Raw genomic sequence first — 24801 nt, 5'->3', positions numbered from 1 at the left:
CCGATTGATTTTGAGCGAAAAAATGCCCGGCTTGTCCGGGCATTTTTTATGGTCGCTGCGATTCTTAGAGCGGCGTGATTGTTAGCCGGCCTTTCTCTACCGCTACGCAGATGCGCCCGCTAATCTCAAACCCCGCCTCCTTCAACCACCTTCCCGAAAGTCGAATCCAAGGCGCAGGAGGCAAGTCCTCGTAAAACTCAAGACGCGCAGGGGCAAGTATTTTCATCGGCCGCGGACGTCTTTGTGACGAAATGGTCAAGACGCGTTGGGTAACGGGTGCAACTGATTTATGATTGGCGTCAGCCATGATCAACTCCTCTGAGAGTTGGTTGTGGTTAGCGGGACGCTTGGGTGGCAGCCCTTGCGTTCCGCGCTTTGTCTCCTTCAGTCGGTGTTCTTGATGCTGGGTTTTGTGTGGTTCTGTCGTTCTGTAGACGGATAGCGAGGCGATCTTTCAGTTCAGCGCGCCGCAAAGACAGTGCGTTGAAACCGCAGCCACGTTGTTAGGTGTCCGATGTATTTTCTCGCATTATCGGACGTTGCGCAACGACGTCTATTTACCTGCCGTGCACCCGCGACACCGTACTTGATCATGGAACTCTGGAGTTTGATATGCCTGAGGCACGCCGACCTGAATCAGGCCTTGCGTTCCTAGGACCAGCGCAGTGGACGAAGAAGCAAAAAGACCGACGCAAGTCGTCGGCTTTAAAGAAGGGTGAGGAGGACAACAAAACTAATTCGCCAATTCACCGCCAGAAAAGGGGATTCAACATTTGGAGCGACCAAGATGCCCCCAAAGTTGCCCCCGCCAAGTAGACGCTAATCTCTGGCGGACATAGCTCTTTCTGGGCAGCCCATCGAAAGTCCAGACTTTGATGCTCAGCTGTGTCGTAGATGCGACAAGATTAGCATCAATGCCACCCGCGCATCCATGGCTATCCGTAAGGCGATGGGGCTTCTCGGCGAACAGCATGGGGTACGACGAAGCACCCCGCGCCTGACCGCCGGCGTCGTCGGAAAGCCCCGGAGCGAGGCGGCGTGCCAAGCGCCACTGCGCGCACTCGAAAACCAACGGTCGTCAGCGAAAACATGCAGACGAACTCGCTTCCGAGCTCATACCGCTTTAAGGTGAACTTCTCTTGGTGAGTGACCGGTTGCAGGTACCACTTGTAGCACCTCCATCATCACGCTACGCCATAGAAGCACCTCATGTTCGGGGACATGAGCGTTCGCCGTAGTCTGCACCGTCAAGTTCTCAAGGACAACGCAATCGACGAGATCCAAGCCTCGAATAACCAAAAGACTTCCTGTCTTATGAACGAAATCGAGTGCCTTGTCACGGCAAACAGACGTGCTCACAAAGCCGTGGAACTGTAGCATTTGCCCCGGCTGAACATCCTCGAAGGCGTGGATCTTATAGAAAGGCTCAGAGGACACCCCCTTAAACACAACCGAGTCTGAGGTAAATCGGCATGCCTTGAAAGCGAACACCGCTTCTAGCCCTGCCACGCTTGCGTCGACCGGGTACTCTTCCTCTTCTAAGTCGAAGTAGTCTTCCGCTAGTTCGGCATAGTAGCTGTCACGGCCAAAATGTCGAAGATTGAGGAAATGATTAAGTACGCGGGCTTCCAAGTACCGCCACGAGTCTTGCTCAATGTTTTGATACCGACGCACAACCTCTTCGCTACAGGTCGGAATGCCCTGACTCTCAATGAACTCGTTCCATAGAGTCCAATCAGGGTCACTCAAAATGTCTGGGTTAGGAAGTCTGCTTGTGATGGTCTTCGCGGTCATACCCCTGCTAGCCTCCCAGATCCACCGATTCCAGACATACATAGAAATCGTGACGCCTGCTGGGTCCTATAGTCACCCCACGGCATGAGCTTGACGCCGGGATAGATCAGGTACAGTAGGCGCTTGGATCGCGTCACCGCCACAAACGTGTTGCGGCTTTCCTCGGCCGTCTCGCGCGTGCGACCAATCGCTCGATAGTCGAGCAACGTTCCCTCTGCCAACATCGGGATTGTGCGCGATTCGCCCAAGAGTGCGCACCAGATAGTCCTCTTCAAAGAGCGACGCCGTGGTTGTGTCTGTCGTTTTTTTTGGCTTTGCCATTGTTCTTCCCCTATCCGTTCTCGCCTCAGCCGAGCTGACGCACATTGTCCCCACGCATTGCTTGAATGTCTTCACCACAACCAGTACCTCGCCCGGCTAGTCTCGAATGTCAACTGGATGCTCTCCATGTGCCACGCCAGCTATAGCAGCACTCGGAAGTGACGCTTGTCCGCGTCGGAGGACTTGAGGATGCGGTACTCCATGCCGCTGGCCACCGCGATCTGCTGAGCGAAGTCCATCTTGGCCTGCACCACCGCGTCCTCGATCTGGTTGTCGGCCTTCACTTCGACGATCACGTACTTCAGGCTGCCATCCTGCTCCTCACGCTGGAAGATGAAGTCGGGGTAGTAGCTACGCACGGTGTGCGAATCCGGATCGATGTACTGGATGAAAAAGTCGGACTGGCCGTGGGTCAGCATTCCAGTAAAGTAGATTTTCTTCACCCGTTGCTCGCGCAGCAGATCCCAGAACAGCCAGTTCTCCGAGCCGGAGTCAAAGCAGTAAGTGTCGAGGTGGAAGCTCTTCGTGCGCTCCTCGCTTTTGATCTGCGAGTCGCTCATCCGGACAATCTTGTCCTTGGCTGCCGATACCTCGTAATAACCGTTTGGGGGCATCTTAATCAGATCGACTTCATGCTCCTCGGTTTGCTGCGACTCGTCGAGGTCGTAGAGCTGGCGAAACAGGCGCGGGATAATCGCGTCATACAGCAGCTCGTTGAACTCGTTGATTATCGCCACTAGCTCGTCGGCGCCTTCCTTCGTTGAGTCCAGCAGCTCCTCAATGTCGAGTGGGCGTAGATTGAGGTAGCGGGACGCCTCCGCCACCAGCGTCATCCGAGAGAAGATGCGCTTTTCGCGGCGTTCTGTCAGGTCGAAGGTGCGACTGCCCGACGCGCGTGCTGCGTCGGCGGCGGTCAAACCCTCCTGCTGCGTTTCGATTAGCCGGTACTTCTCAACCAACTCCGCCCACTTCTCACGGCTAGAGCGTTCAGGAACCAATTCCTGCCCAGGAATAAGCTGCTTTTCGCGTATCTGGTATTGTTTGCGTACGCGCACGAGCTTGATCTTAACCGGCGGCTCCGCTACGCGTATTACCACACGCTCCTTGTCGCTGCCCGTCTTTTGCAACTCGTCCGCACTGATGCGGAAATTCTGCTGTAACTCGTCGTTCAGGGTATCGAGGTTGTCATGCGAGAGGAACACATGGCCAGTGTGCTGGGCCTCACCGATGGCGCGCAGGCAGCGCATCGTGGCTTGCAGCACGAATACCTTGGACTTCGGCTCGCGGAACAGGCCAACGCCGAACAGAGAGCGGCAGTTCCAGCCTTCCCGCCCCTTGTTGACTAGCAAGACGAACTGCTTTTCCGAACCTTCGGTGTCAAGCCGATTGAACTCGCGGATGTCGTCGTTGGTGGTGAGCTTGTCGTCACCCACGTTGACCAGAATGCGCGAGGTGGGGATGCCGTGCTTGATAAGCGCGCGCTCAACCGCCGGCTTCAGCTCGCTGGTCAGCTCTTCGATGGTGGCTGCGAAGAAGGCCAGCTTGGGCAGCATACCTTCCGGCCGCTGTGTACCGGCCTCCTTTAGAAAGGCTTCGATGGCGATGTCCACGAACTCCTCAGTGCGGGTGTTGCTGTAACCATGCAGCAGCACCCTCTTCAAGTAGCCCTTGTCGATGGCTTCCTTCAAGCCGTAGGCATACACCACCTCCGGCAGCACCTCGCGCCCGACATAGGGCGTACCCGTGTAGTTGTAGCAAGCCACCACACGCGTGCCCGCCGCGTTGAGGCTGGCGGCGAGGACGTCAATTGTTGTGCGCAGGCTGGTGTCCGTTTCCTTTGCACCGACGCCCATATCCTTGGCGAGCGACTTGCCAAAGGCGTGATGGGCCTCGTCCACGTAGATGCCCAACTGCTCCAAACGGCGCAGCTTCTCGAACCGCTGGTTGGTGGTCAGTTCGCCCTCTTCTTCCGGCTGATCGAAGTTGTAGAGGTCGGCGGCATCGGCGTAGACGCCAGTGGCCGCAAGCGTCTCGGCAGTAGCGCCAAATAGCTTGTCAACGGAAGACTTTTCCTTGTGCTGGCGCTTGAGGATGATCTTCTGCGTGTTGGAGACGATGATGTTGAAACGCGAGCGATCCAGCGTGTCCAGCGAAGTGCCTGCTTCTTCAAGGTAGTGGAAACGCAGGTGCGCGGTTAGGAAGTTGCCGTACTCCGGCGGCACCACGCGAGTGAGATCGAACGCCTCGATCTCCTTTAGCGATTGCAGCACCGTCTTGTCTGGTGCGAACACTAGCGCGTTGTGGCAATAGCGCGCGTCCTTCTCAAACTTGTTGCCCAGCAGAAACTCGTAGAAGATGCAGGTTGCCATCAGAATGGTTTTGCCGGTGCCCATCGTCAGAGCAAAGATGTAGTTCGGATAGGCGCGAGAGTTCTTGCGCATCGCCGCAAACACGGCCTTGTATTGATCCTGCGTGATCTTGTCGAACAGGCCGACTTGGCCCGCATTCCCGGAAACAACGCCGCCCTCAGTGCGCCCAGCAAACCGGCCTTGCTTCTCGAACCACTGCTGGAATATCTCCTCGACCTTGGCGTTACCAAGAAACTCTTTCAGGAAAACATAAGTTTCCAGCGCCTCGAACTGCGGCTGACGCAGGAAGGCTTTAGGGTTCTTCTCCGGGTTGTTGAAGTCGAGAAACTTACGGGTCAGCTCCTTGTAGTGACTGCGGATTGTGCCCCGGTTGGACTGGTAGAACTGCCAAAGGAACTGGAAGAAGGCAAAGTCGAGCGACGCGCTCACTGCCTTGGCGGCGCGTTTAGCCATTGCTAATGCTCCCTTCCCACGATTCCGAGAGCAGGTCCGTGATCTTCACGCGGACAGTGCCCGCGTCCTCTGGCACCCTGTACGCGCCCTTGACAAGACCGTCCTTGTCGGGAATGTCCACGATCGCCGGTTGCAGTACCGCGCCGTCATAGTTCCAGTCGATCAGCACCGATTCGACCAACTCTTTCCAGTCCTCCACCGACTCTTTCTGGAGCGAGAGCTTTTGCAGCAAGTTCATCGGGTAGAACTTCTCGATGAGCAGCTCTCCTTTTTTGATGGCGAGCTTGGCCTGCGAGTCGCGTTTGAACTCGAGATCAGCCTTATCGCGCAGGATGTCCACCACTTCCACATCGATCTTGAATGGCTTAGCGGCAAGTTCCAGTTGCGCGGCCAAATCCGGCTCGTGCCCCATGCAGACGAGGGCAATTTTCTCAACCGGGCGATTCGGGTGTTCGTTATGACGGTGCTGCCACGCTTTTTGGTCGAAATTGTGAATCAGCTCGCTCAGGTCTGCGCGCGTAGCTATGCGGTTAACGGGCATGATCTTGACCATGCGTCCGTCTTTCTCGCCGTCGAATACTGTACTGAACTCCAGCTTCTGCACCTCCAACGCTTCGATTAGCAATTCTTTGGCTTGAACAGGATTGCGGAATACGTCGTAATGGTTGACGTTGTACACCTCAAGTCCCGGGAAGGCACCATTGCCACCATCGAGGGCAGCCTGCCGAAGCTTATCGAAGTCTTGCACTAGACGCTTCGTGGTCATCTGAACCGCGCCTAAGTTGATATCGGCACCAATAAACTTCCGGCCCGACTTCAGCGCGGCTGCCTGGGTAGTTCCAGAGCCCATGAAGCAATCGAACACGATGTCACCAGGGTTCGATGAAACGTCAATAATCCGTCGAAGCAGCCCCTCGGGTTTCTGCGTCGGGTACCCCAGTCGCTCATTTCCAACCGGGTTGATCCGGTTGATATCATCCCAGATGTTCTGCAACGGAACGCCTGGCATCTCATCCAGATAACGTTTGAATTGAGGTACACGTCCGGGAGCGGTTTGAATGACTCGCCCAGCTTCAATAAGCTTCGCCATTCTTTCCTTGCTATAGCGCCAAAACCGGGACACACCCATTACTTCGTAATAAGGATTTCCCTTCGCAGCTCCACCCGGAGCTTGAAGATTGTCCAGCCAGTATCGGCGCCCATCTTCGTCTTTGTAGCGATAGTACTTGTCGACATATTCCTGAGAATACGGCATGTATTGCGTATTAAATTTGTAGTCGCTGGTCTTCGAATACACATGAATGACGTCACTGATGTCGCCGTACGCCAATCTGCCCTGCTTCGAGTCGCTATGGGCAGTGGATCGCTTCCAAGTGATCGTCGTCAAGCAATTCTCTGCTCCGAAGATCTCATCCAAAATGCATTTTAAGTGGTGGCCGCGGCGATGGTCGCAGTGCAGATAGATCGTCCCTTTCGCCGTCAGTAGTTCGCGCAGAAGCACCAAGCGCTCGTACATGAATTGTAGGTATTCGTCGTTGTTCCAGATGTCGCCGTATTGCTTTTCCTCAAAACCAGCATAACCAGCGGACGCCGAGGCACCCTTCACAACCACCTTCCTTCGGTAGTCCGCGCCCGAATCAAATGGTGGGTCAATGTAGATCAGATCAACTCTGCCCCTGAACTGCTTCAGCAGGTGGCTCATTACCTGGAGGTTATCACCCCAAAATATCTTGTTGCGCCACCCGTCCACCTCCTCACCGTGGACTTCCTTCAGCTGCGCAGGGTAGTACTGCGTCGAGGTGAACGGGCGCTTGCCGCGCCAGTTCAACATCGGATAGCCCTTAATCGGCTCGAACTCATACTTCTCGACGTTGGTTGCACCGGCATCGGCCGCAGCCAACTGCAGGCTTTCCTGCGCGAGCTTGGTCATCTTCGTCATTAGTCGCTGTTCCTGAATTTCCAGTTCTTGTTGTCGCAGTAGGCGCGCATGTCGCAGTTTTGGCATAGCTTGGCCGGTCGCGCGGCGATGCCGTAGTCCTGCCGCTCAATGCGAGCCACAATGTCATCAAAGCGAGCGATGGTTTTACCGATGGCGCGGTTGTCCTTATCGAAGGAAACATAAGGATTGCCGCCGTCCTCGCCGGTGTAATACAGGTGCATCCGGCTAACCTTCTGTCCGGTGCGTTCCTCGACCAGGTGGGCGTATACCTCCAACTGGTGTTGGTACTGCCGCAGCCGGTCTCGATCCTTCTCCATGTCGGGTTTCTTTTCGGACTTGAAATCGATGATCTCGACCGTTTCGTGTTTGCCACGAATAAGGTCAACGCTACCCTTCAGAATGTACTGATCCTTGACCAAGGAAATCTCAACCTCTGCTTCCTTGATGCGATCCCAATTGCCATTCTCGCGCTGGTAGTAGCGCAGCACATGCAGCAGCGCTGCCTGCTGCGAGGACGGTGCGAGATACACGCGCTCCTTCTTCGACAGCATGGCGTAGTTGGCCGAGAACCAGCCTTCGATGACTTCACGGTTGAGGGCACCCTCCTCGCCGCGAAGTACCGTCTTGTGGATGTCCTCGATGGTTTGATGCACTAGCGTACCGAACAGCATTGGGCTTTCGCGGATGGGTGCGAACTCCAGTTCTTTGAAGAAGCGGTACTGCTCGGCGCAGTTCTCGAACACCGTGATGTGCGAGGTGAAGGAGTACTCGCGTTTGAGATTGATCTGCTTGACCGCCTCGAAAGTCAGCGCCGAGAGGCCAATGTCGCGCCAACTCGGTAGCTCGTAGAACAGGCGCTCGAAGTACTTTGAAGGCGACTTGCCCAAGCCCCGGCCCTGCCGCTCCTGCGCGGCCAGCACCAGCAGATTCTGGGCACGGGAAAACGCTGTGTAGAACAACCGCCAAAAGTCAAAATTCTTGATGTGATCGAGCGGCTCGAAGCGCTCCTTGGAAAGGTACCCGCCGTCTTCCAGCAGCACGTCGAGTTCGCCATACTGCTTCCGCGGTACCGCCTCCAGCGAGCCACAAACGACGACCGGAAACTCCAGCCCCTTCGACTGGTGGATGGTGAGGAACGACACGCAGCCCTTGGGCGCGTACTCGGCTTCGTCCTCGTACTCTCCGATGCCGCCGTCCACCAGAAAGCGCAGGAACTGGTTGAACAGGTCGCGGATGTTCTTTTCCAGCCACTCGGGGTTCAACACGCTGACGTAATGCAGGTACTCGAACTTGGTGAGCAGCTTGGAGAAAGTCCCAAGGTTGCGCGCCGCACGACCCTTGTCCACGCCTTGCACAGCTTCCCCCGTGAGGAAACGCGAGAACAACGGGAACTGGAGCAGCTGGTAGAACAATCCGGAGAAGGCGTAGTCTGTGTTCTGCGTGAGCACGGCGTGACGCTTGGCCAGCGGGCGCGCCCAATCCAGCAGAGGCTTGTTCTCCGGCTTGCGCAACTCGGCGGCGAAGGCCGCGAAGCACTGGTGGTCGTAGTAGTCCCAGATGTCCAACGTGACGCCTTCGGCCCACGCCCGAACCTTTGGAAATTGCGGAAACAAGAAGATCAGTGCACCGATCATCAAGCGGATTTCCTCCCGCTCGAAGAACATGTTGGAGCGGGGTGAGAATACGGGCACGCCCTCGGTTTCGAGGAAGCGCGCCAGAGCGACCACCTTGTCGTTCTTGACCGAACGGAACAGGAAAGCAACCTGATTCCAATCCGACAACCGGTCCGATCCCTTCAGACCATTGAGGAAAGCCAGCACTTCGGCGTGCCAGTTGGTGGTTTCGTCCTTGTTGTCGGTGGCGGCCAGCCGCACAGCAGTAGGCACCTCTGGAAACTCGTCCTCACGCGGCAAAATTTGCTTGGCGAAGCGGAACACGCGCGTCCCGTCGTCCCATGTCTGCTCCCGCATCCACTCGTTGTAGAAGCGGATGATGTCTGGATGCGAGCGGTAGTTGACCGAGAGCGTGACACGCTTGCACTGCCCTTCTGGAAATAGCGCGGGAAACTCCAGAATGTTGCGGATAGTGGCCCCGCGAAAGCGGTACAAGCCCTGATCGTCGTCGCCGACGACGCACAAATTACGCCGTTCGCCCGCCAGCAGCAGAAGGATGCGCTCCTGAATGGTATTGGTGTCCTGGTACTCGTCCACCATCAGGTGGGTCAGTTTTTCGTGCAGTTGCGCCAGCAGCTCGGGATGTTGCTCGAGGAGTTGCAGCGCCTCGTACTGAATACCTGAGAAGTCGAGCGAGTTGTTCTCGTGCAGCAGCTCCTGATACTTGGCGAAGCATGCGGCCAGCGCGCGGATTTCCACTTCGGGGGCCGCCGCGAGCGTGGCCAAGTCGAGCGCTTCCTCGCTGACCTTGTTAAGCCACTTGATCAAGTTCTCCGACTGTGCCCAGCGGCCGGATTGGTCGTCGCCCATGACAAGCTGTGCGTCTGGTAATTCGCGGAAATCCTTGATGTGCTGGTACAGAAAGTATTGTTGATCAAACTGGTCGAATAGCGTGAAGCTGCGCTTGAGACGCGTGAATTCGCGGAAGTCTTCCAGCAGCCGCAGGCAGATCGAATGGAACGTTCCCAAGTACATCTCATTCAGATTGAACGGGATGCCCAACTCTGCTAGTCGGTTGGAGATACGAGTTGTGAGTTCGCGCGCCGCCTTGTCGGTGAAGGTGACGGCGAAAAGGGACTCCGGGGCGACGCTCTTCTGCGTGATTAGGTAAACGATGCGCTCGACCAGCGTGAATGTCTTGCCCGAGCCCGGCCCGGCGATGATGAGCACCGGGCCGTCGGTGGCAAGGATGGCTTCGAGCTGCTGGGGGTTCGCCTTGGACTGCAGGACGGTAGCGCTGGAGGTCATTCCACCCCCTCTTCGTCGTCCACAATCACCTTACCGATGCGGCTGGCGATCCACTGATCCAGTTCACCGCGACGGAAACGCCAAGTGCCGCCGAGCTTGAATGCTGGGAGCTTGCCGCTTGCCGCAAGACGATAGACCGTGCGCTTGCCTGCCTTCAGGTAGGCGGCAACCTCGTCAATAGTGAGGATTTCGTCCGGCTGGTCGCTCATTGGCTTTCCCATGTCATTTGCACCGAGCTTGGTTTTGCTGGCATATTTTGTCATGATATTTCGTGATTGGGCAGACTTGAGCAAACTTGGCATCAAATGGATGCCTGACTGAGAGGGAGCGGCGGTGGCATCTAATTATGAGGAAATCTGCGAGGGAAATCGGGAGAGCTACGGCACCAAAGGCGCCCAGAAGTCCGGGAAGTTGGCAGCCGGGCTGTACGACGACCGCACGCACTTCATCTTCGAACTGATGCAAAACGCCGAGGACGCCCTCGGTAGGCGGGGCGACTGGCACGGATCGCGTAAGGTTTCGTTCACTCTGAACCCGACCCGCCTGACGCTCTCCCACTTCGGCAAGCCGTTCGACGAGGCTGACGTCCGAAGCGTCTGCGACATCGCCGAGAGCACCAAGAACGAGTTTTCCATCGGCCGCTTCGGCCTCGGCTTCAAGTCCGTCTACACCGTCACCGATCTTCCGGAAATCCACTCTGGCGACGAGGACTTCGCCATTGAGAGTTACGTCTTTCCCCAACGGTTGGAACGCTCGGCGCGCGCGGCGGACGAGACGCGAATCATCCTCCCCTTTAAGCCGGAGGACAGGAGCGCAGCGCAGGACATCACGACGGGGTTCCGCAACTTGGGGCCAGGCGCGCTGCTGTTCCTGCGCCACATTGACGAAATCAACTGGAGCGTCGAGGGCGGTGCGTCCGGGTTCTACCTACGCAATAACCCCGAACCGCTCGGACCGAATGTCCAGCGCATTACGGTGATCGGCAAAGAGGATGATCGGCCTGAAGTCGACCAGAACTGGCTAGTTTTCCACCGCGATGTGTTCTCTGCCGAGCAGAAGAAGGTCGGGCGGGTGGAAATCGCCTTCGCGCTGGTCGCGGCGGTGAAGGACTCCCCGGGTCGCTGGACTGTGCAGCCATTAGCCAAATCGCCGCTAGTGGTGTTCTTCCCGACAGTGGTTGAGAGTCACCTTGGCTTTCTTGTGCAAGGGCCGTATCGCACCACGCCCAGCCGCGACAACATCCCACCCGGCGAGCCGTGGAACCAACATCTGGTCAAGGAAACATCTAACCTGCTGGTGGAAGCGATGCGCTGGATGCGGGACAAGGAGATGCTGGATGTCTCGGCGCTGCGCTGCCTGCCGCTTGACGGCGAGAAGTTCCCCGAAAATTCTCGGTTCGCTCCGATGTTCGATGCCGTCCGGCAGGCATTTCGGGAAGAGGCGCTGCTTCCGACCTTCGACGGCAGGCATGTCACCGCCCATCAGGCTAAGCTGGCTCGCACGCAAGAGTTGCGTGAGCTGTTCAGCCCGGAACAGGTTGCGGCGCTGTTCGGTCCGGACGTCGCCGCTTGGTTATCTGGCGACATCACTCAGGACAAGGCACCCGAGATTCGCCAGTACCTGATGCGCGAACTCGACATCGACGAGATCACGCCAACAAAGCTAGTGCCGAGCCTAACCAAGTCATTCCTTGAGACACAATCAGACGAGTGGGTGTTGCGTCTGTACGAATTCCTAAGTGGCCAAGAGAAGGCTCTGCGGCGCCACCTCGACACTGTTCCGCTCATCCGCCTTGATGATGGCACCCACGTCGTCGCGCGCGAGAACGGAAAAGCCAAGGCCTTCCTGCCTAGCGCCATTGCCACGAGTTTCCCCACAATGCGCCGCGCAGTGTGCGCGACACCCGAGGCGCGCCAGTTCTTGAGTTCGCTGGGCATCACCGAACCCGATCCGGTAGATGACGTGATCTGGAACCTCCTCCCGAAGTACCAGCAGGAAGAAGTGGATGTGGGCGACGATGCCTACGCTGCCGACATCGAGCGCATCAGTGCTGCCTTCAGCACCGACTCAACAGCGCAGAAAGAAAAGCTCCGTTCAGCCCTACGCAATACCACCTTTGTGATGGTAGTCGACACCGGCGATGGCAAAGCCTACGCCGCCAAGCCCGGTGACGTCTACATCGCGACCGACCGCCTGCAGCAGCTCTTCGCGGGCGTGCCCGACATCTTGATCGTCGACAACGAATACGACTGCCTGCGTGGTGAGGAAATCCGTGACCTGTTGGTGTCGTGTGGCGCAAGCCGCTACCTCATGCCGCATGCATCACCGTCGGGGCTGGGAAATACCGAGAAGGCACAGATTCGCAGAGAAGCAGGCCTTGAGCGTGCGAGCTGGGAAAGCTCGCCAGAAGACTTCAGTCTTCGTGGGCTGAAGCAGCTGTTGGAGTTCTTGCCCACACTGAAACCCGAGGAGGCTGCGGGCAGAGTGAAGGTGCTATGGGAGGCGTTGGCGGACCTCGAGGGGCGTGGAACTGCCGCTTTCTACGGCGCCTACAAATGGGGCTATTCCCATGAGACAAAGACCGCCCGATTCGACGCCACCTTCGTCCGGACGCTCAATCAGGTCGCCTGGGTGCCGAACGCCGATGGCGAGCTCGTGCCTCCGAGTCTCGTAGTGTTCGACACCCTTGGCTGGAAGCCCAACCCATTCCTGCAGACCAAGATCGCCTTCAAGCCTCCGATCATCGATCAGTTGGCCAAAGAGGCGGGCATCGATCCAGCGGCGCTCGATCTGCTGCGCAAGCTCGGTATCACCAATGTGGCCGACCTAACTTCCCGGCTAGGCATCACCAATCCACCATTCGAACCCGAGCCATCGACAGCCTCCGAGCCGGAGGCCGACGAGCCATCCGACGGTGATGTGTACGACGATGCGAAAGACCTATACGGCGACGACATGCCGGATATCCCGCCCGGCACACCTGATCCCGATGGTGGGGACGGCGTGGGCGGTGGTGCTGGACGTGGTGACCAAGGCCGCTCCGGCACTGGAGCTTCACGCGGCGGTGGTCTGGGAAACGGAGGCACGCCCGGCACCTCAAATGCTCACGGTGCTTCTGGCGGCAAAGGCAATGGAAATAGTCATCGAAATAGGACACCCGGCCAAACGGGGGGGCGCCCCTTCATCTCCTACGTCGGCACACATCCGGATGACGATGGGGCCGATCCCGATGGTCTCGATCAAGCGACACGCATGCAGATCGAAAGGCATGCCATCGACCTGATCATTAAGCTTGAGCCAGCACTTCGCCGCACACCTGAAGGCAATCGTGGCTTCGACCTCTATGAAGCCGACCCCGGTGGCAAGCAGCTTCGATGGGTCGAAGTAAAGTCGATGACGGGTAGTCTGGAAGATCGACCTGTAGCGCTCTCACACACGCAATTCGACCACGCCCGTGAGAAAGGCAGTGCCTACTGGCTGTACGTGGTCGAGCATGCGACTGACCCGACAAAGGCCCGAGTGCTCAGGATTCAGAATCCGGTTGGCCTCGCCCAGACGTTTACTTTTGACCGGGGCTGGCGTGAGATTGCTCAAACGGAGCTCCCACTCTGAGCGGTAGGTGCGCGGCCCAGCAAACGAAACCACGTCCTCAAGGGCTGCAGCGTTACCATTTGGTCCAGCAAACGGACGCGAGTTCGATTCCGGCTCCGACCAGTTATCGAAAGGATCACTCTTGATTGGCTTTTTCGTCCGCACTCCTAATTTCGGCACGAATTCCACGCCGTGCCTTCGCAAGCGCGACATGCTAGGGTCCGCCGATCGCATCCATCCCTGACCACAATCAAATAAATCTGAGACATATATCACTCCCATGAGCAAGGCAGCCCCCTGCCCGCTCCGCCCGCACGATCCCGTGCTGGCGAACTTCCCCGGGAGTCGTGATGCCTACCTATCCTTCGCCTTTTGAATACCTGCTCGCGTTCGGCCTGGTTTTCGCAGCCGGCGTGCTAACGTCGATCGGCCTGCGCCGGTACACCGACAAGATCCGGCGGGAGGCTGCGGTCACCCATGCCTGATCCGCGCGTCTCTCCCCATCGCCTCGATCCATATGACCCGGACGAAGCGTACCTGCACGAGCACGACGATGACGAACCGTTCGAGCAAGGTTTCGTCCCGCCACACGCACGGCCAAACCACACCCAAGCCACCGTGCAATCAGACTCGATTCCATCGTGCCCGAAGTGCCAGTCCGATCGTGTCGAACCTCGCCATCGCGCACGCAAGACCGGCGGAGCCATTGGTGCAGTTGCCGGCGCGGCAAGCGGTGCAGCGTTTGCCCTGTCCGGTGCGGAAACCGGCACAGCAGTGGGTATGCTGGCCGGGCCTGCCGGTGCCGTGTGCGGAGCCATCGCCGGGGCCGTGATCGCCGCTCTCATCGGCGGCACGGCAGGCTGCGCGACCGGCTCAACGTTCGGTGACATCGTTGACGCGAATGTCTTAGACGGGGCTGTCTGTCACGCCTGCGGACATACCTTCAGTCGCTACAAAGCATCCACCTAATCCGTAGTTTTCCCTCCCGCAGTATCCCCTTCATTTTCTCGCATCTTCTCGGCCGCGCGCCGGGCTTTATGCCGCTTACAAGGAGCTCTTCATGCATCTCGTTCAATCAATGGCCTACACCGGGTCCGCACCGTGGCATGGCCTCGGGAATCACCTCTCCCCACGTCAGCCGATCGAGGTATGGATGAAGCAATCGGGAATGGACTGGCAGATCGAATCTGCCGATGTCCGGTTCGTCGCCGGTAGCGGTAATCTCGGCTCGATTCACGCGTTCCCCGAACAGCGTGTGCTGTATCGCTCGGATACGAAAGCCCCGCTGTCGGTTGTGTCATCACGGTATCAGGTGGTTCAACCTCGCGAAATCCTAGAGTTTTATCGCGACCTCACCGAAGTCGGCGGCTTCGAACTGGAGACGGCGGGCGTGCTGAAAGATGGCAAGAAACTCTGGGCGCTCGCGCGCACCGGCCAGTCTGTTTCGCTCAAAGGCAAGGACACGGTCAACGGCTACTTGTTGCTGGCGACGGCCTGTGACGGCACGCTCGCGACTACGGCCACCCCGACATCGATCAGGGTGGTATGCAACAACACTCTCCAGATCGCTCTTGGTGATTCTTCTGGCGCAGTCAAAATCAATCATCGCTCACGCTTTGATTCTGATTCGGTCAAGCGTCAGCTAGGAATTTCCTTGTCTTCATGGGACGGCTTCATGGTCCGCATGAAGGCGCTGGCCGAACGCAAAGTCAGCGATAGCGTGGCCGAGAAGTTCTTCCAGCGCGTGCTCACTTACCCGACCGGCGGACCGAGCATGCCGATGCCGGCGACGAACGATCGTGCAATCAAGGTAGTGCAGTCCCTCTATGCCGGCAAGGGGTTGGGGGCCACTTTGCCCTCCGCATCCGCCGCGGCCTGGGGTCTCGTGAATTCGATAACTGAGTTCGTAGATCATCAACGCCGCGCACGCAGTGAGGATCACCGGCGCGATGCCGCTTGGTTTGGCACAGGTGCCACACTGAAACAGAAGGCGTGGGATGAAGCGATGAAACTGATCGCCTGACCATGTTCTCAACGTCATAGCAGCCCGGCCGGGATGATCCCTGCCGGGCTTCTTCATTTTCGGAGGAAGCAATGTCTCATGCTCAATCGGCTGGAGGCTGCAGAAACCGTCCGGCCCTGCGGCTCGTGGAAACGAAACTCGAGCAGCGCGCCGCGTTACTCGGTGGGAATGCGGCATGATTCGCGTCCGTCCTGCTCTGCTTCTTGCAATCATGGCGACGGGAACGGCCATCAGCATGTCGGTGATCGCTGGCTGGCAACGCAGCGGATGGCTTGCCGAACGGTTGGTGTGGGTGGCAATCGGCGTAGTGCTCGTCACTGGCGCGCACCTGCTGCCCGCACTGTGCCGGTCGGCCCCGCTCTCCGGGCGCGTGGTCGGTGCAGTGCTGTGGCTTGGATGCATGGGAGCGGCGTCGTATGGGCATGCGACCTTCTTTCTGCTCTCGCAGCTTCATGCAGGGGAACTTCGTGTGTCGTCCGTTCCGGTCGCCAGAATCCCGACTCACCGGGAACTGACAACCGTGATGGCTGATCGGGCATCGTTCGCGATGGAACTGGCGCGGGCCGATGCACGGCGTTGTACTCGTGACTGCCCGGCATGGCAGACGCGCAGAACATCACTCGCAGCCCGACTCGATGCACTCGACGCCGAAGCGGCTGATGTCCGCAGGTATCACGCCATCGAGGACGGTAACGCCGCTCGTCGCGTGACTGCGCGCGGCGATCCGGTCACAGCACGACTCGCGTCGCTTTGCGGAATCGCAGACGCCGGGCTCGACCTGTTCACCGGACTGGCGTTCGCGGCTGTTCTGGAAGGCGTTGCCTGTCTGCTCTGGTGGGTCGCGCTGATTCCTCAGGCCCAGACGTCATCCGTTACGGATCGGCATAGGGGTGCGCACGGCGTGACTGCCGGAACGACGTCGGTGACGACGCCCGCCCGGTCGCCTGCGCCAGCAGCCGTCCAGTCAACCGCTCCGTCAGTCGTGACGCCGACCGGCCCGCTCCCCGAATCAGACATCGCAAGGCTGCGGCGCGACATCGAATCGGGGGCCATCAAACCGACCGTCGCCGGTATCCGTCAGCACCTCGGTTGCTCCCAAGCCAAGGCTTCCGCATTGCGCCGGCAGCTCGCCGACCTCACGGCATAAACCGGGCGCGTCCTTCACCCGATCTCTTTTACATCACCACGCGATCACAACGTCCGGTTCATCCGGAGGCCCGTGCTCGCCCTTTATCTGGAGCAATCCATGCACGAAACGACATTCGTCCATCTGCCGCCTCGCCTCTGTCCCGTGACAAAGGGACTCGGCGTCGTGGCCGGTATCACGGCCATCAGCTTCGCCGCCGCCTGGGCTTTCGAGCAGCACCGCCAACGTGAGCTGGTCCGCGTCCTCGCCTCGATGCCCGGTGTCATCAGCCTCTTCCCGACACTCCGAGCGCACGGGGAGATGGTGCCCAGGCATTTCGGTGTCGGCGTTCCGCTGAGGCCGAGCAACCACAGGCCGTAACTCCCAGGCCCGCTCGACCCGGCGCACGCCGCCGGGCTTCCTCTCATTTCCCGCACGCGTCCGGCTCGAACCGGCGGGGCGTGCTCGTCCATTTTGAGGAGACTTCGATGTTCCAACCTACCCGCCTTAAACCCTTGTTCCATCCGGGCAAGCTGCTCGTCTCGCACGCAGCGCTCGCGACACTGCGTACGAATGGCGTGCCCGTCATTAGCGTAGTGCTCCGCCACATTGCCGGTGATTGGGGCGTTGTGTCCGAGGACGACAAGCGACAGAACGACGTGTCGATCTCGACAGGCCTGCGGCTGATCTCGATCTACCGCCTGCCGGATCAGACGCGCATCATGGTCATCACGGAATGGGATCGCTCGAACACGACCCTCGAACGCCTCAATGACATCGTGCCTGGTAGCGACGTGCGCCCGCCTCAACCGGCGAACCATCGCTATCCTGCCTGGCCAAAAGCCGACTACGCACAGGAAGGCCGCGCATGAGCTACTCGAATAGCCCGCGTTTTCCGATGGGGCGGCCCGTCATCACCCCCGCCGCTCAGGCCGCGCTCGATGCAGCGGGCATCGAAGGTGTGCTGCTACTCGCGCGGCACATTCACGGTGACTGGGGTAATCTGAGCATAGAGGATCTTGCCGCGAACGCGTTGGCATTACTGACAGGCAAGCGGTTGCTGTCGAGCTACAACCTGCCGGACGGACGAAGCAAAGTCTGGATCATTACTGAAGCAGATCGTTCCGTGACTACGATTTTGTTGCCGGAAGAGTATTGATCGAACACCCGGGTGTTTGGGCGAACCTAGCATGCCGCATTCGGCTGGGTTCGACCCGTTTCTGCCGGTCACCATCTGACAACCCGCGCGGCGCATTCCGGCGTAAAGCAGCCATCCGCCGGACGACCTCGCAGGCGATTTCTCGGCCAAATCCGACGTCCCTGTACGAGCATCGATGACACCGTTACAGTTTGCTTTCCCAGTATGTACTTCTCGGCGGCGAAGAATTTCAGCAATCACTTTGAGCGGATGCGGAGTTGCGATGTCCTTCAAGACGTAGTAGCGATGGCAGGCCCCGAAGGGCAAACAGTCATCCCCTGGGTGGTGAAATAGTGCGGAGCCAGAAACAGCACAATCAAACCAAATAACTCGAAAGCCTAGTGCAGTGAAGCACGAATGCGGCAAGAACACTAGCACCTGACTTCAGATGTAGAAGTCGAGATATTGATCGGAAATTTGTATTGCTGCCCAATCCCATATCTGCTCTGCGTATGAAGCGTATGTAGCTTCCTCGTCTGCTCCAAGCAGCATACCGTACCAATCCGCGTCGTTTTCCCACCCCATAATGGCAGAACCCGAATCGCCGGGCCGACTGACCGATCGCGACAAGTACGTTTTTCGGGGATGCCCGATCATCAGGACATCGCCAATCTCATGCATCACGCCGTCACCATACAAATCAATCGACTTCCAGACAGTGACGCCTGAAATTCGCGCGGCTGTAGGTGAAGGGCGACCTGCGCCTCGAAATCCGACTTTAGTCTCTTGCAGCATCTCAAGCACGGACACGCACGGGGGAAAACCGATAGCGCCGGATGCTTCGCGACGCGTGCGGATTTCGGCGCTAATCTGAGGATCAAGAGCGATTAGAGCGGCGTCGAGTCGGGATGTCACAAGGCTCCTCGGCTGGCGAGCACTTGCGGTACGGAATTCCGACAGATCGGCGATATATGCAGTGTGGCCAATGGGCTCCATCGCCGACCCAAGGTCAAACTTCCAGAACTTGCGGCGCCTATCCGCAAGAAGGGAGACTTTTTTGTTCCCGGCCACATGTCCGCAAGTAAGCCCGAATGAACCGCTTTCGACGCTCGAAAAGAAACCACATAGCGTACCGAACTTGGACTTGTCGCTTGCTCCTGTGTATAGCTTCTCACCCGACCCAACTTGTCCACGCGCAAATCCGGCCGGCCGGAACCTTATGGGAAACCCTTCGTAGCTGACCTCTTCCCTTTGTGAATAGCCACGCCACCGATCGGGAACAATATCGATGAGGACTTCGACCCCCCATTTGGTCGGCGATTGGCCCGTATATGGAAAAGTCGGAGGCGGGGACCCTAGTTTGAACCCGGATCGCTGCACATGTGCGGGGTATTGCTTCACACCGAAGCCCAGAGCAACATATTGATGATCGTAGCGCGTGTACTCGGGCCACAGCGACCTTTCACTCGTATCGAAGGAAAATCGAAGATGCTGGCCTGTGACATCGCTGGGCTCGTCGACGAACTCGAGGTACCGCTCGGTAAAGAACGAGCGCAGCCTGCCCGCAAAAGCCACGTAACGCAAGTAGTCAATCAGCATGGTAAGTTCTCACGAAACATGCTTCGTAGCAGCTGCAAAAAGCGTCTGCCAACCCATGCCCATTGGCACTAGCGCCGCAAGCTGTATGAGGCTTGGCCGCTTCGTGTCAAAAGATGACCTGTAGACACCGGGAAGAATCACGATACCGATTAGCAACGCGAATACCGCCCTTGTCGCCGCGGCGGACCAGCCCCAGTTGAACGCTCCGGTCGCCACGTAGGAGTTGATATACGGCTCAATCATCACCCCCAGACATAGGGCTAGATACTGCGGGAGCACGGGCAAGTGGTCCTTGCTTTTATGCCCGGTTGCACTGACGCGTCGATTCTCAGACTGTAAGTCGAAATATCTTACGACATTTTCAAGCCACATTTTTTTCTCCACTCGTCGCTGCCGTTTTGGATCGGAAGGTGAAAGGCTTGTCCGCTCAATCCGAGATCCCTAGCTTACCTAGATGCGCCGTCTGTCTGATCTGTGGACAAGTTCATGCTCGATCAAGAGCACGGGCAGAATAGCGCGGCGGCTACCAGACGTCACCCTCGATGATAAGGTGGCCTTTTGGGATCGAATCGCTCGGCTACATGTCAAGTCCCCGGACGCTTGGTGCTGCATGGGTTCAACTCATCGTTTCTAGCCGTTGGCGCGGTGACACTCGAATAGAAGAAACGTCAAACTGTTGTCCGCAAGACGCGGAGATCGTTGGAATCGTGTTGGCCATAACGCGACGCGATGTCGCTATCACCTACATGCGCCTGAACTCTCCGAGGACGGCATATGGCCGCCTCTGTCGACGAACCGTCGTTCGAATGTCCCGTTTAACGCCGTGGAAAGCGACTCTTCTTGGCCGGTATTGGCCGAGATGGAATGGACGCCGCCGCGACTCCGGTTGCCGCCACGCCCAGCATCGACAGAATCCGCTAGTGCTTAACGCTAGACTATCTTCGTCACATAGCGTGAATACACCCAACCGTGGACTGCCGGCGACTCCTCATCGATGGTCCACGCGATGGATGTCCACGCTTTTCTCTTCTCCAAGACCACCACTACCTGTCCGAGCGCAAGGTTGCCTAGCTTAGGCGACCTACTCGAAGGATGTGTGTGCGCTTCAAGTCCCACCTTCGAAACGAAGCGGAACGGGCGCAGCTCGTTGCGGGCTGCTGCATACATAAAGCCATTTTTGCGAACGTTTTGCTTGATTTCACGCGGCGACGTCGTGTGCTGCATGTTTTCGAGTCCCCGCTTTTCGTAGAAGTCCGCGATTGGCGCGAGGATGAGTAGAATTATCCCAAGCAGAAGCGGGGCGAGGTACGTGGTGATGATCGCATGCAGCCTCGTCCCCTGCAGCGCCGCTACCTGCGCTGTTATTTCCTTCACGAAAGCGGTCAACTGCGCTTCATGTTGCTCAGCAACCCGATCAACAGCTCTATCGATAAACGCTTGAACGTCAGCGATTTCTGCTGGCGTCGCCGACACCGCGATGGAGCGGCTAGTCTCGGCTACGTGAGACATGGAATCCACGAGGTTGTCGAAATTCATCGCCGCGATGTCGTTAAGCTCATCGGCGAGAGGGATCGACTGCCACGTTTTTACCAAGTCACCGAGTTTTCCTAACTTGACGTTATCGAACAGCTGAGTGAAGGCGGGGTCAGGAACAACGGTGTTGAATGCATTGAGAGACCTCATCAGCTTTGAATCGCGCTGAGATGTGAGTAGCCTGAAGGTTCGCGTAACGTCGGAGTCTACGTTCACTGCGCTGAGCCATTTGAATTGCTCGTTCAATCGGGTCAGCTTTTCGAATTCCGGAATCTTGGCCACCTGGTCGAGCGCGAACGCGGGCATCCCATCCTGGATTACTTTCAGCTGCCGTCCAATGCCGCTGTCGAAGTTGAACGCGTCGAGCGCCTTGAAGGATCGCATCAGTGCCGAGTTTTGTCCGATCGGGTCGATCTGCTTGAGATGCTTCGCCCACTGCGTTTCAAGCCTTAACGCCGCGTCCACAACACCAAAGGGCCGTGTTAGCGCCGGATCCAGTTTCACTTGGCCAAACTCACTCAGCGCCCGCGTCTCAGCGGCGTCTCCGTGAAGTCCATTCAACAGTTCTTGTAATTTCTCGTCGTCCATGTTCGCATCGCTCTCGGCTAGACAGCAACCTCTACCGTGCTCGATATCACCAAAGCCGCCCAAGTCGGACCCTCAGAGTCTTGTCCGTCCATACATGTCAAATTGTTGACGGACCCGGCAATGACGATGAGGGATCGCTTCTGGTCGACCTCTGCCTGATGTTCCCCACTGATATCGGCTGCACCCGCGGCAGCAACCGGTTCCCTTTCTCAGCGGCGCGCAAGGCGACCAGCCAGACGCTCGACAATCTCGACGACCATCGCTCGGTCATTCCCGCTGAGCTTCATTAAGAGCTGGCCAACGTACTTCCCCTGATCACTACTGCGCGTGCTGGCTCCAGTCAGCAGATCCGCCGCGTCACAGCCGAAGATTTCAGCTAGCTCCACCAGCCGCGCAACGGTCGGCATCACGAGGCCGCGCTCCATCCGCGAAACCGCCTCATTGCCGATCCCGAGCAATTCTGCAACCTGCTCCTGAGTCAGGCCGCTCCCCACTCGGTGCTTTGCAATCGCCCGGCCAATCAGGCCAGCAAGCTCATCCAGATCTACGTTCGCCATGTGCTCTCCACTCGACCTGAATGGTTGGGCACACGACCTTTTAAGTTAAGGACTTTACAGGTTGATATTAAACTTTTAAAGATGAATTGCCGTTATCAGCTTGAACGACACCATCAGCTTCTTCGCCAGAACCTTACAAACCGGAAAGAGAAATCACCGCATGAAGAACCACCGCCACACCCGCATCCCTCATCTCGTCGCCCTCATTGCGCTGACCGCCCTGCTTGCCGCATGCGGCAACAGCGCACCGGGCGAAAGCGATGCGAAGCAAGCCGTTCAAGCCCAGTTGGGCGACTGCAAGTACGTCGAGATGTCCAACTTCAATCGAGTCAACGGCACTCAGGGGAGTGACGATCACCACTACCAGATCGAAGTGCAATACAACCTGACGCTCGAAGCAGACGGCGATCAGAAGGACAAGCTGGAAGACTGGGCAAAGAAAACATCTGAGCGCCAGGATCTTCTCAAGCAGGAAATGCAGATCCGCAAGGACGACGCCGACAGCGGTAAAAGCGCGGCTGACGATTCGGATCTAAAAGACGATGAGCAGAAACAGGCGGCGATCTATCAGGAGCTGATTACCAGCTACGGCCCTCGCACGTTCCGATCCGAGTTCGACCAAACCTGTCCTAATTTCCCTGGCGATGCCGCCCGAGACCTGTTTACCAAGGTCGATGGTCCGGGCTTCAGCGGCAAAAACACGCTCCAGTTCCACTACACGCTGGGCATGGTCAAAACCGACAACGGCTGGCAATTGGATCGCTAACGCCATCGCTATTTCAAGGCCGCCCATGATCAGGCGGCCCTTCCTCAGCACGACTCAACCAATAAGGACCGTAGAAGAATGAAAATCGGATCAATCTCGGGGATTGCTCAGCTTTCGCTGAGCGCTTCACTAGCATTTTCTCTTGCAGCATGTGGCGGAGGAGGCGGCTCCAGCGCATCAACGTCGAACCAGCCGGTGACTGCCGCCGCGACGTCGATGACCGGCACCGTCGCTATCGGTACCGCGCTGACTGGTGCGACGGTCACCGTGACTGATGCGAACGGCAAGACGGTTTCGGCTGCGTCGGGTGCCAATGGTGCCTACAGCGTTTCCCTGACCGGACTGAGCGCGCCGCTTTTGATTACCGCCGCCGATCCATCCGGTGTGTCGGGCACGCTGTATTCGGTGGTTGCCAGTACCAATACGACCAGCGGCGCACCAGTGACCGCGAACGCTACCCCCTTGACGACAGCCGTCGCCGCCCTCATGACTCAGTCAGGTAATCCGGCGGATCTCGCGGGTAACGCATCGGCGATCACGTCTTCTGCGATTACCGCGGCGGAAACCACCCTCGATTCTGCGATCGCGCCGATCCTGTCGGCTAACAGCGTTCCTGCCTCGTTCGACCCCATCGGTACCACCTTCACCCCGAACCAGACGGGCGCGGATGCCGTGATCGATTCCGTTGCAGTCACGCCCTCGGCCTCGGGTTCCGGATTCCAGATTACGAGCCTTGCCAATCCCAATACGGCAATCCAGCTCAACTCCAGCACGAGCGTATCCACCGCGCTTGTAGCCCCCGCTCAGGCCGCGAACTACTTGGCCAGCCTCCAAGCTTCACTCTCCGCCTGCGCGTCGGATGTTCAGGGTGGCGCCACGGACACGTCGGACAGCAATTGCATGTCAGCGATCGACGCAAATTACCTGAATAACGGCGTCGGTACAGGCGTTGCCGGCTTCGCCAAGCGTCACTCGCTCTTCACCAAGGGCACCGTGTTGACGGGTATCAAGACGATTGCATTTGTCCCGGCTGGCACGCTTGCGGGTATCAGCAATCCGGCTGCCCTCGTTTATCTGCTGATGATCGATCCGGACGGCACACCCGACTTCGGCATGGACTACGTGCAGCAGCTCCCCAACGGCAAGTGGGATGTCATCGGCAACCAGCTGCAGGACGGCACCTACATCGCGTCGTTCCTCGGTCGCGTGCAGTACACGGATTCGGCAGATGCCGGCAATGCGCACTATGAGTCGGGTCTCGATGTCCAGATTCCATCTTCGGTCAAGGTCAACGGTACGGCTACGAGCGTCGGCTCTGCCGTGGTGACAGGGCCGGGCCTGCCGACCAACGGCCTATGGTTCCAGTCTGCCGCCAACGGCACCGGTGCTGGTTATCTAGATATTCCGACGGGCACGCTCACCGCGCCGCTCACGAGCACAGGCAATCGCGTCAACGGCGGCATGTCCACGACCTACAAGTGGGCTTGGGCGCCGGTATCGGGCGGCACGACGTCGTTCTCGCCGAGCGGTCTGCCGGAATACGCATCGTCGTCGCAAGACGTGTCGGCGATCACGAATTTCGGCATTTATACAGTCACGCTGTACGACACGACCGGCACGGAGATCGGTTCGGAGCAGATCCAGAACATCGCCCGGAACTATGCGGCGGCGGCAGGCAGCACCGTCACGTGGCAGACGCTCGGCAACGACGTGATCGCGAACTACCTGACGCCGGGTGGCTCCGGTACCCAAAGTGCACCAGGTACGTCGACCGCGCTCGACTGGGCGACTCCGGCTGGCTCGTTCTACCCGAACTTCTGGGCGTCGATCAATTCGCTTGGCGTTGCTCAAGCCAGCATCCCGGCTACGACCTACGACGCGACTGTATGGGGGGCGAGTACGGGCAACACGCCGTCGCCGTTGACGTTCAGCACGTCGTTCACCGACGTGCTGACCTCGACTGCAACCGCGACGGCAGAGCAGGCGGTACAGGTGCAGCTTGGCTGGCAGGCTGACGGCGAGTATTACGTCAACACCTGGCAGTACGGCAATCCGTAACACTGGCCTGTAGGCACAGAGGAAC

General features: G+C 58.2%; 19 protein-coding genes. 10 read left to right on the top strand and 9 right to left on the bottom strand.

Annotation, left to right across the window (positions count from 1 at the left end; all coding sequences use genetic code 11):
- Positions 1-64: 64 nt before the first annotated feature.
- The 6 genes from D0B32_RS14695 to D0B32_RS14665 form a co-directional block, all read right to left on the bottom strand.
- Positions 65-226 (bottom strand): type I toxin-antitoxin system SymE family toxin, encoded by a 162-nt coding sequence (locus tag D0B32_RS14695; protein WP_259295015.1) that lies wholly within the window; start codon positions 224-226, stop codon positions 65-67.
- 887 nt (positions 227-1113) lie between these two features.
- Positions 1114-1794 carry a hypothetical protein gene (locus D0B32_RS14690; protein WP_117334676.1) on the bottom strand — a complete coding sequence of 227 codons (681 nt, stop codon included), beginning with the start codon at positions 1792-1794 and terminating at the stop codon, positions 1114-1116.
- 461 nt (positions 1795-2255) lie between these two features.
- The gene (locus D0B32_RS14680) at positions 2256-4937 is read right to left on the bottom strand and encodes a TnsA endonuclease N-terminal domain-containing protein (protein ID WP_117334675.1); all 2682 of its coding nucleotides are present in this window, start codon (positions 4935-4937) and stop codon (positions 2256-2258) included.
- On the bottom strand, positions 4930-6876 hold the full coding sequence (locus tag D0B32_RS14675; protein ID WP_117334674.1) for a site-specific DNA-methyltransferase: 1947 nt from the start codon (positions 6874-6876) through the stop codon (positions 4930-4932). The genes D0B32_RS14680 and D0B32_RS14675 overlap by 8 nt, the downstream gene beginning before the upstream one ends.
- The gene (locus tag D0B32_RS14670; protein WP_117334673.1) at positions 6876-9797 is read right to left on the bottom strand and encodes an ATP-dependent DNA helicase; all 2922 of its coding nucleotides are present in this window, start codon (positions 9795-9797) and stop codon (positions 6876-6878) included. The genes D0B32_RS14675 and D0B32_RS14670 overlap by 1 nt, the downstream gene beginning before the upstream one ends.
- Positions 9794-10006, bottom strand: a complete 213-nt coding sequence (locus D0B32_RS14665; protein WP_117334878.1) for a methylation-associated defense system helix-turn-helix domain-containing protein MAD1 — start codon at positions 10004-10006, stop codon at positions 9794-9796. Before D0B32_RS14665 ends, D0B32_RS14670 begins: the two co-directional genes overlap by 4 nt.
- Positions 10007-10130: 124 nt before the next feature.
- Between D0B32_RS14665 and D0B32_RS14660 the strand changes: the two genes are divergently transcribed.
- The 8 genes from D0B32_RS14660 (at position 10131) to D0B32_RS14630 (ending at position 17696) form a co-directional block, all read left to right on the top strand.
- Positions 10131-13409, top strand: a complete 3279-nt coding sequence (locus D0B32_RS14660; protein WP_117334672.1) for a sacsin N-terminal ATP-binding-like domain-containing protein — start codon at positions 10131-10133, stop codon at positions 13407-13409.
- Positions 13410-13738: 329 nt separating this feature from the next.
- The gene (locus tag D0B32_RS32925) at positions 13739-13873 is read left to right on the top strand and encodes a hypothetical protein (protein ID WP_259295005.1); all 135 of its coding nucleotides are present in this window, start codon (positions 13739-13741) and stop codon (positions 13871-13873) included.
- The gene (locus D0B32_RS14655) at positions 13866-14357 is read left to right on the top strand and encodes a hypothetical protein (protein ID WP_117334671.1); all 492 of its coding nucleotides are present in this window, start codon (positions 13866-13868) and stop codon (positions 14355-14357) included. The genes D0B32_RS32925 and D0B32_RS14655 overlap by 8 nt, the downstream gene beginning before the upstream one ends.
- Positions 14358-14448: 91 nt before the next feature.
- The gene (locus D0B32_RS14650; RefSeq protein WP_117334670.1) at positions 14449-15411 is read left to right on the top strand and encodes a DUF932 domain-containing protein; all 963 of its coding nucleotides are present in this window, start codon (positions 14449-14451) and stop codon (positions 15409-15411) included.
- A 175-nt stretch (positions 15412-15586) separates the two neighbouring features.
- Positions 15587-16558 carry a hypothetical protein gene (locus D0B32_RS14645; RefSeq protein WP_117334669.1) on the top strand — a complete coding sequence of 324 codons (972 nt, stop codon included), beginning with the start codon at positions 15587-15589 and terminating at the stop codon, positions 16556-16558.
- Positions 16559-16630: 72 nt separating this feature from the next.
- Positions 16631-16918 carry a hypothetical protein gene (locus D0B32_RS14640; protein ID WP_147329528.1) on the top strand — a complete coding sequence of 96 codons (288 nt, stop codon included), beginning with the start codon at positions 16631-16633 and terminating at the stop codon, positions 16916-16918.
- 107 nt (positions 16919-17025) lie between these two features.
- Positions 17026-17409, top strand: coding sequence for a hypothetical protein (locus tag D0B32_RS14635; protein ID WP_117334667.1), 384 nt, complete (start codon positions 17026-17028; stop codon positions 17407-17409).
- Positions 17406-17696 carry a hypothetical protein gene (locus D0B32_RS14630; protein ID WP_117334666.1) on the top strand — a complete coding sequence of 97 codons (291 nt, stop codon included), beginning with the start codon at positions 17406-17408 and terminating at the stop codon, positions 17694-17696. The genes D0B32_RS14635 and D0B32_RS14630 overlap by 4 nt, the downstream gene beginning before the upstream one ends.
- Before the next feature lie 423 nt (positions 17697-18119).
- Here D0B32_RS14630 and D0B32_RS14625 read toward each other — a convergent pair whose 3' ends face one another.
- The 3 genes from D0B32_RS14625 to D0B32_RS14610 all read right to left on the bottom strand — a co-directional run bounded on the left by D0B32_RS14625 (position 18120) and on the right by D0B32_RS14610 (position 21952).
- The gene (locus tag D0B32_RS14625) at positions 18120-19274 is read right to left on the bottom strand and encodes a hypothetical protein (RefSeq protein ID WP_117334665.1); all 1155 of its coding nucleotides are present in this window, start codon (positions 19272-19274) and stop codon (positions 18120-18122) included.
- 930 nt (positions 19275-20204) lie between these two features.
- Complete coding sequence (locus D0B32_RS14615; protein WP_117334663.1) at positions 20205-21395, bottom strand: SH3 domain-containing protein; 1191 nt, start codon at positions 21393-21395, stop codon at positions 20205-20207.
- A gap of 209 nt (positions 21396-21604) precedes the next feature.
- Complete coding sequence (locus D0B32_RS14610) at positions 21605-21952, bottom strand: helix-turn-helix domain-containing protein (protein ID WP_117334662.1); 348 nt, start codon at positions 21950-21952, stop codon at positions 21605-21607.
- Between the two features lie 100 nt (positions 21953-22052).
- On the opposite strand from D0B32_RS14610, the gene D0B32_RS14605 reads away from it, so the two are divergent.
- Both D0B32_RS14605 and D0B32_RS14600 read left to right on the top strand, forming a co-directional pair.
- Positions 22053-22718, top strand: coding sequence for a hypothetical protein (locus tag D0B32_RS14605; RefSeq protein WP_147329527.1), 666 nt, complete (start codon positions 22053-22055; stop codon positions 22716-22718).
- A gap of 216 nt (positions 22719-22934) precedes the next feature.
- Positions 22935-24776: a cell wall anchor protein gene (locus D0B32_RS14600; protein WP_259295004.1), complete on the top strand. Its 1842-nt coding sequence runs from the start codon at positions 22935-22937 to the stop codon at positions 24774-24776.
- Positions 24777-24801: the final 25 nt, after the last annotated feature.

It is taken from the genome of Paraburkholderia sp. DHOC27 (assembly GCF_003429005.1).
In the GTDB taxonomy this organism is placed as follows: domain Bacteria; phylum Pseudomonadota; class Gammaproteobacteria; order Burkholderiales; family Burkholderiaceae; genus Paraburkholderia.
This window is presented reverse-complemented; position numbering and strand designations above follow the sequence as displayed.

Coding starts and splice junctions, on each gene's coding strand:
- D0B32_RS14695 (WP_259295015.1), bottom strand. CDS start 226: ATGAAAATACTTGCCCCTGCGCGTCTTGAGTTTTACGAGGACTTGCCT.
- D0B32_RS14690 (WP_117334676.1), bottom strand. CDS start 1,794: ATGACCGCGAAGACCATCACAAGCAGACTTCCTAACCCAGACATTTTG.
- D0B32_RS14680 (WP_117334675.1), bottom strand. CDS start 4,937: ATGGCTAAACGCGCCGCCAAGGCAGTGAGCGCGTCGCTCGACTTTGCC.
- D0B32_RS14675 (WP_117334674.1), bottom strand. CDS start 6,876: ATGACGAAGATGACCAAGCTCGCGCAGGAAAGCCTGCAGTTGGCTGCG.
- D0B32_RS14670 (WP_117334673.1), bottom strand. CDS start 9,797: ATGACCTCCAGCGCTACCGTCCTGCAGTCCAAGGCGAACCCCCAGCAG.
- D0B32_RS14665 (WP_117334878.1), bottom strand. CDS start 10,006: ATGAGCGACCAGCCGGACGAAATCCTCACTATTGACGAGGTTGCCGCC.
- D0B32_RS32925 (WP_259295005.1), top strand. CDS start 13,739: ATGCCTACCTATCCTTCGCCTTTTGAATACCTGCTCGCGTTCGGCCTG.
- D0B32_RS14655 (WP_117334671.1), top strand. CDS start 13,866: ATGCCTGATCCGCGCGTCTCTCCCCATCGCCTCGATCCATATGACCCG.
- D0B32_RS14650 (WP_117334670.1), top strand. CDS start 14,449: ATGCATCTCGTTCAATCAATGGCCTACACCGGGTCCGCACCGTGGCAT.
- D0B32_RS14645 (WP_117334669.1), top strand. CDS start 15,587: ATGATTCGCGTCCGTCCTGCTCTGCTTCTTGCAATCATGGCGACGGGA.
- D0B32_RS14635 (WP_117334667.1), top strand. CDS start 17,026: ATGTTCCAACCTACCCGCCTTAAACCCTTGTTCCATCCGGGCAAGCTG.
- D0B32_RS14630 (WP_117334666.1), top strand. CDS start 17,406: ATGAGCTACTCGAATAGCCCGCGTTTTCCGATGGGGCGGCCCGTCATC.
- D0B32_RS14625 (WP_117334665.1), bottom strand. CDS start 19,274: ATGCTGATTGACTACTTGCGTTACGTGGCTTTTGCGGGCAGGCTGCGC.
- D0B32_RS14615 (WP_117334663.1), bottom strand. CDS start 21,395: ATGGACGACGAGAAATTACAAGAACTGTTGAATGGACTTCACGGAGAC.
- D0B32_RS14610 (WP_117334662.1), bottom strand. CDS start 21,952: ATGGCGAACGTAGATCTGGATGAGCTTGCTGGCCTGATTGGCCGGGCG.
- D0B32_RS14600 (WP_259295004.1), top strand. CDS start 22,935: ATGACCGGCACCGTCGCTATCGGTACCGCGCTGACTGGTGCGACGGTC.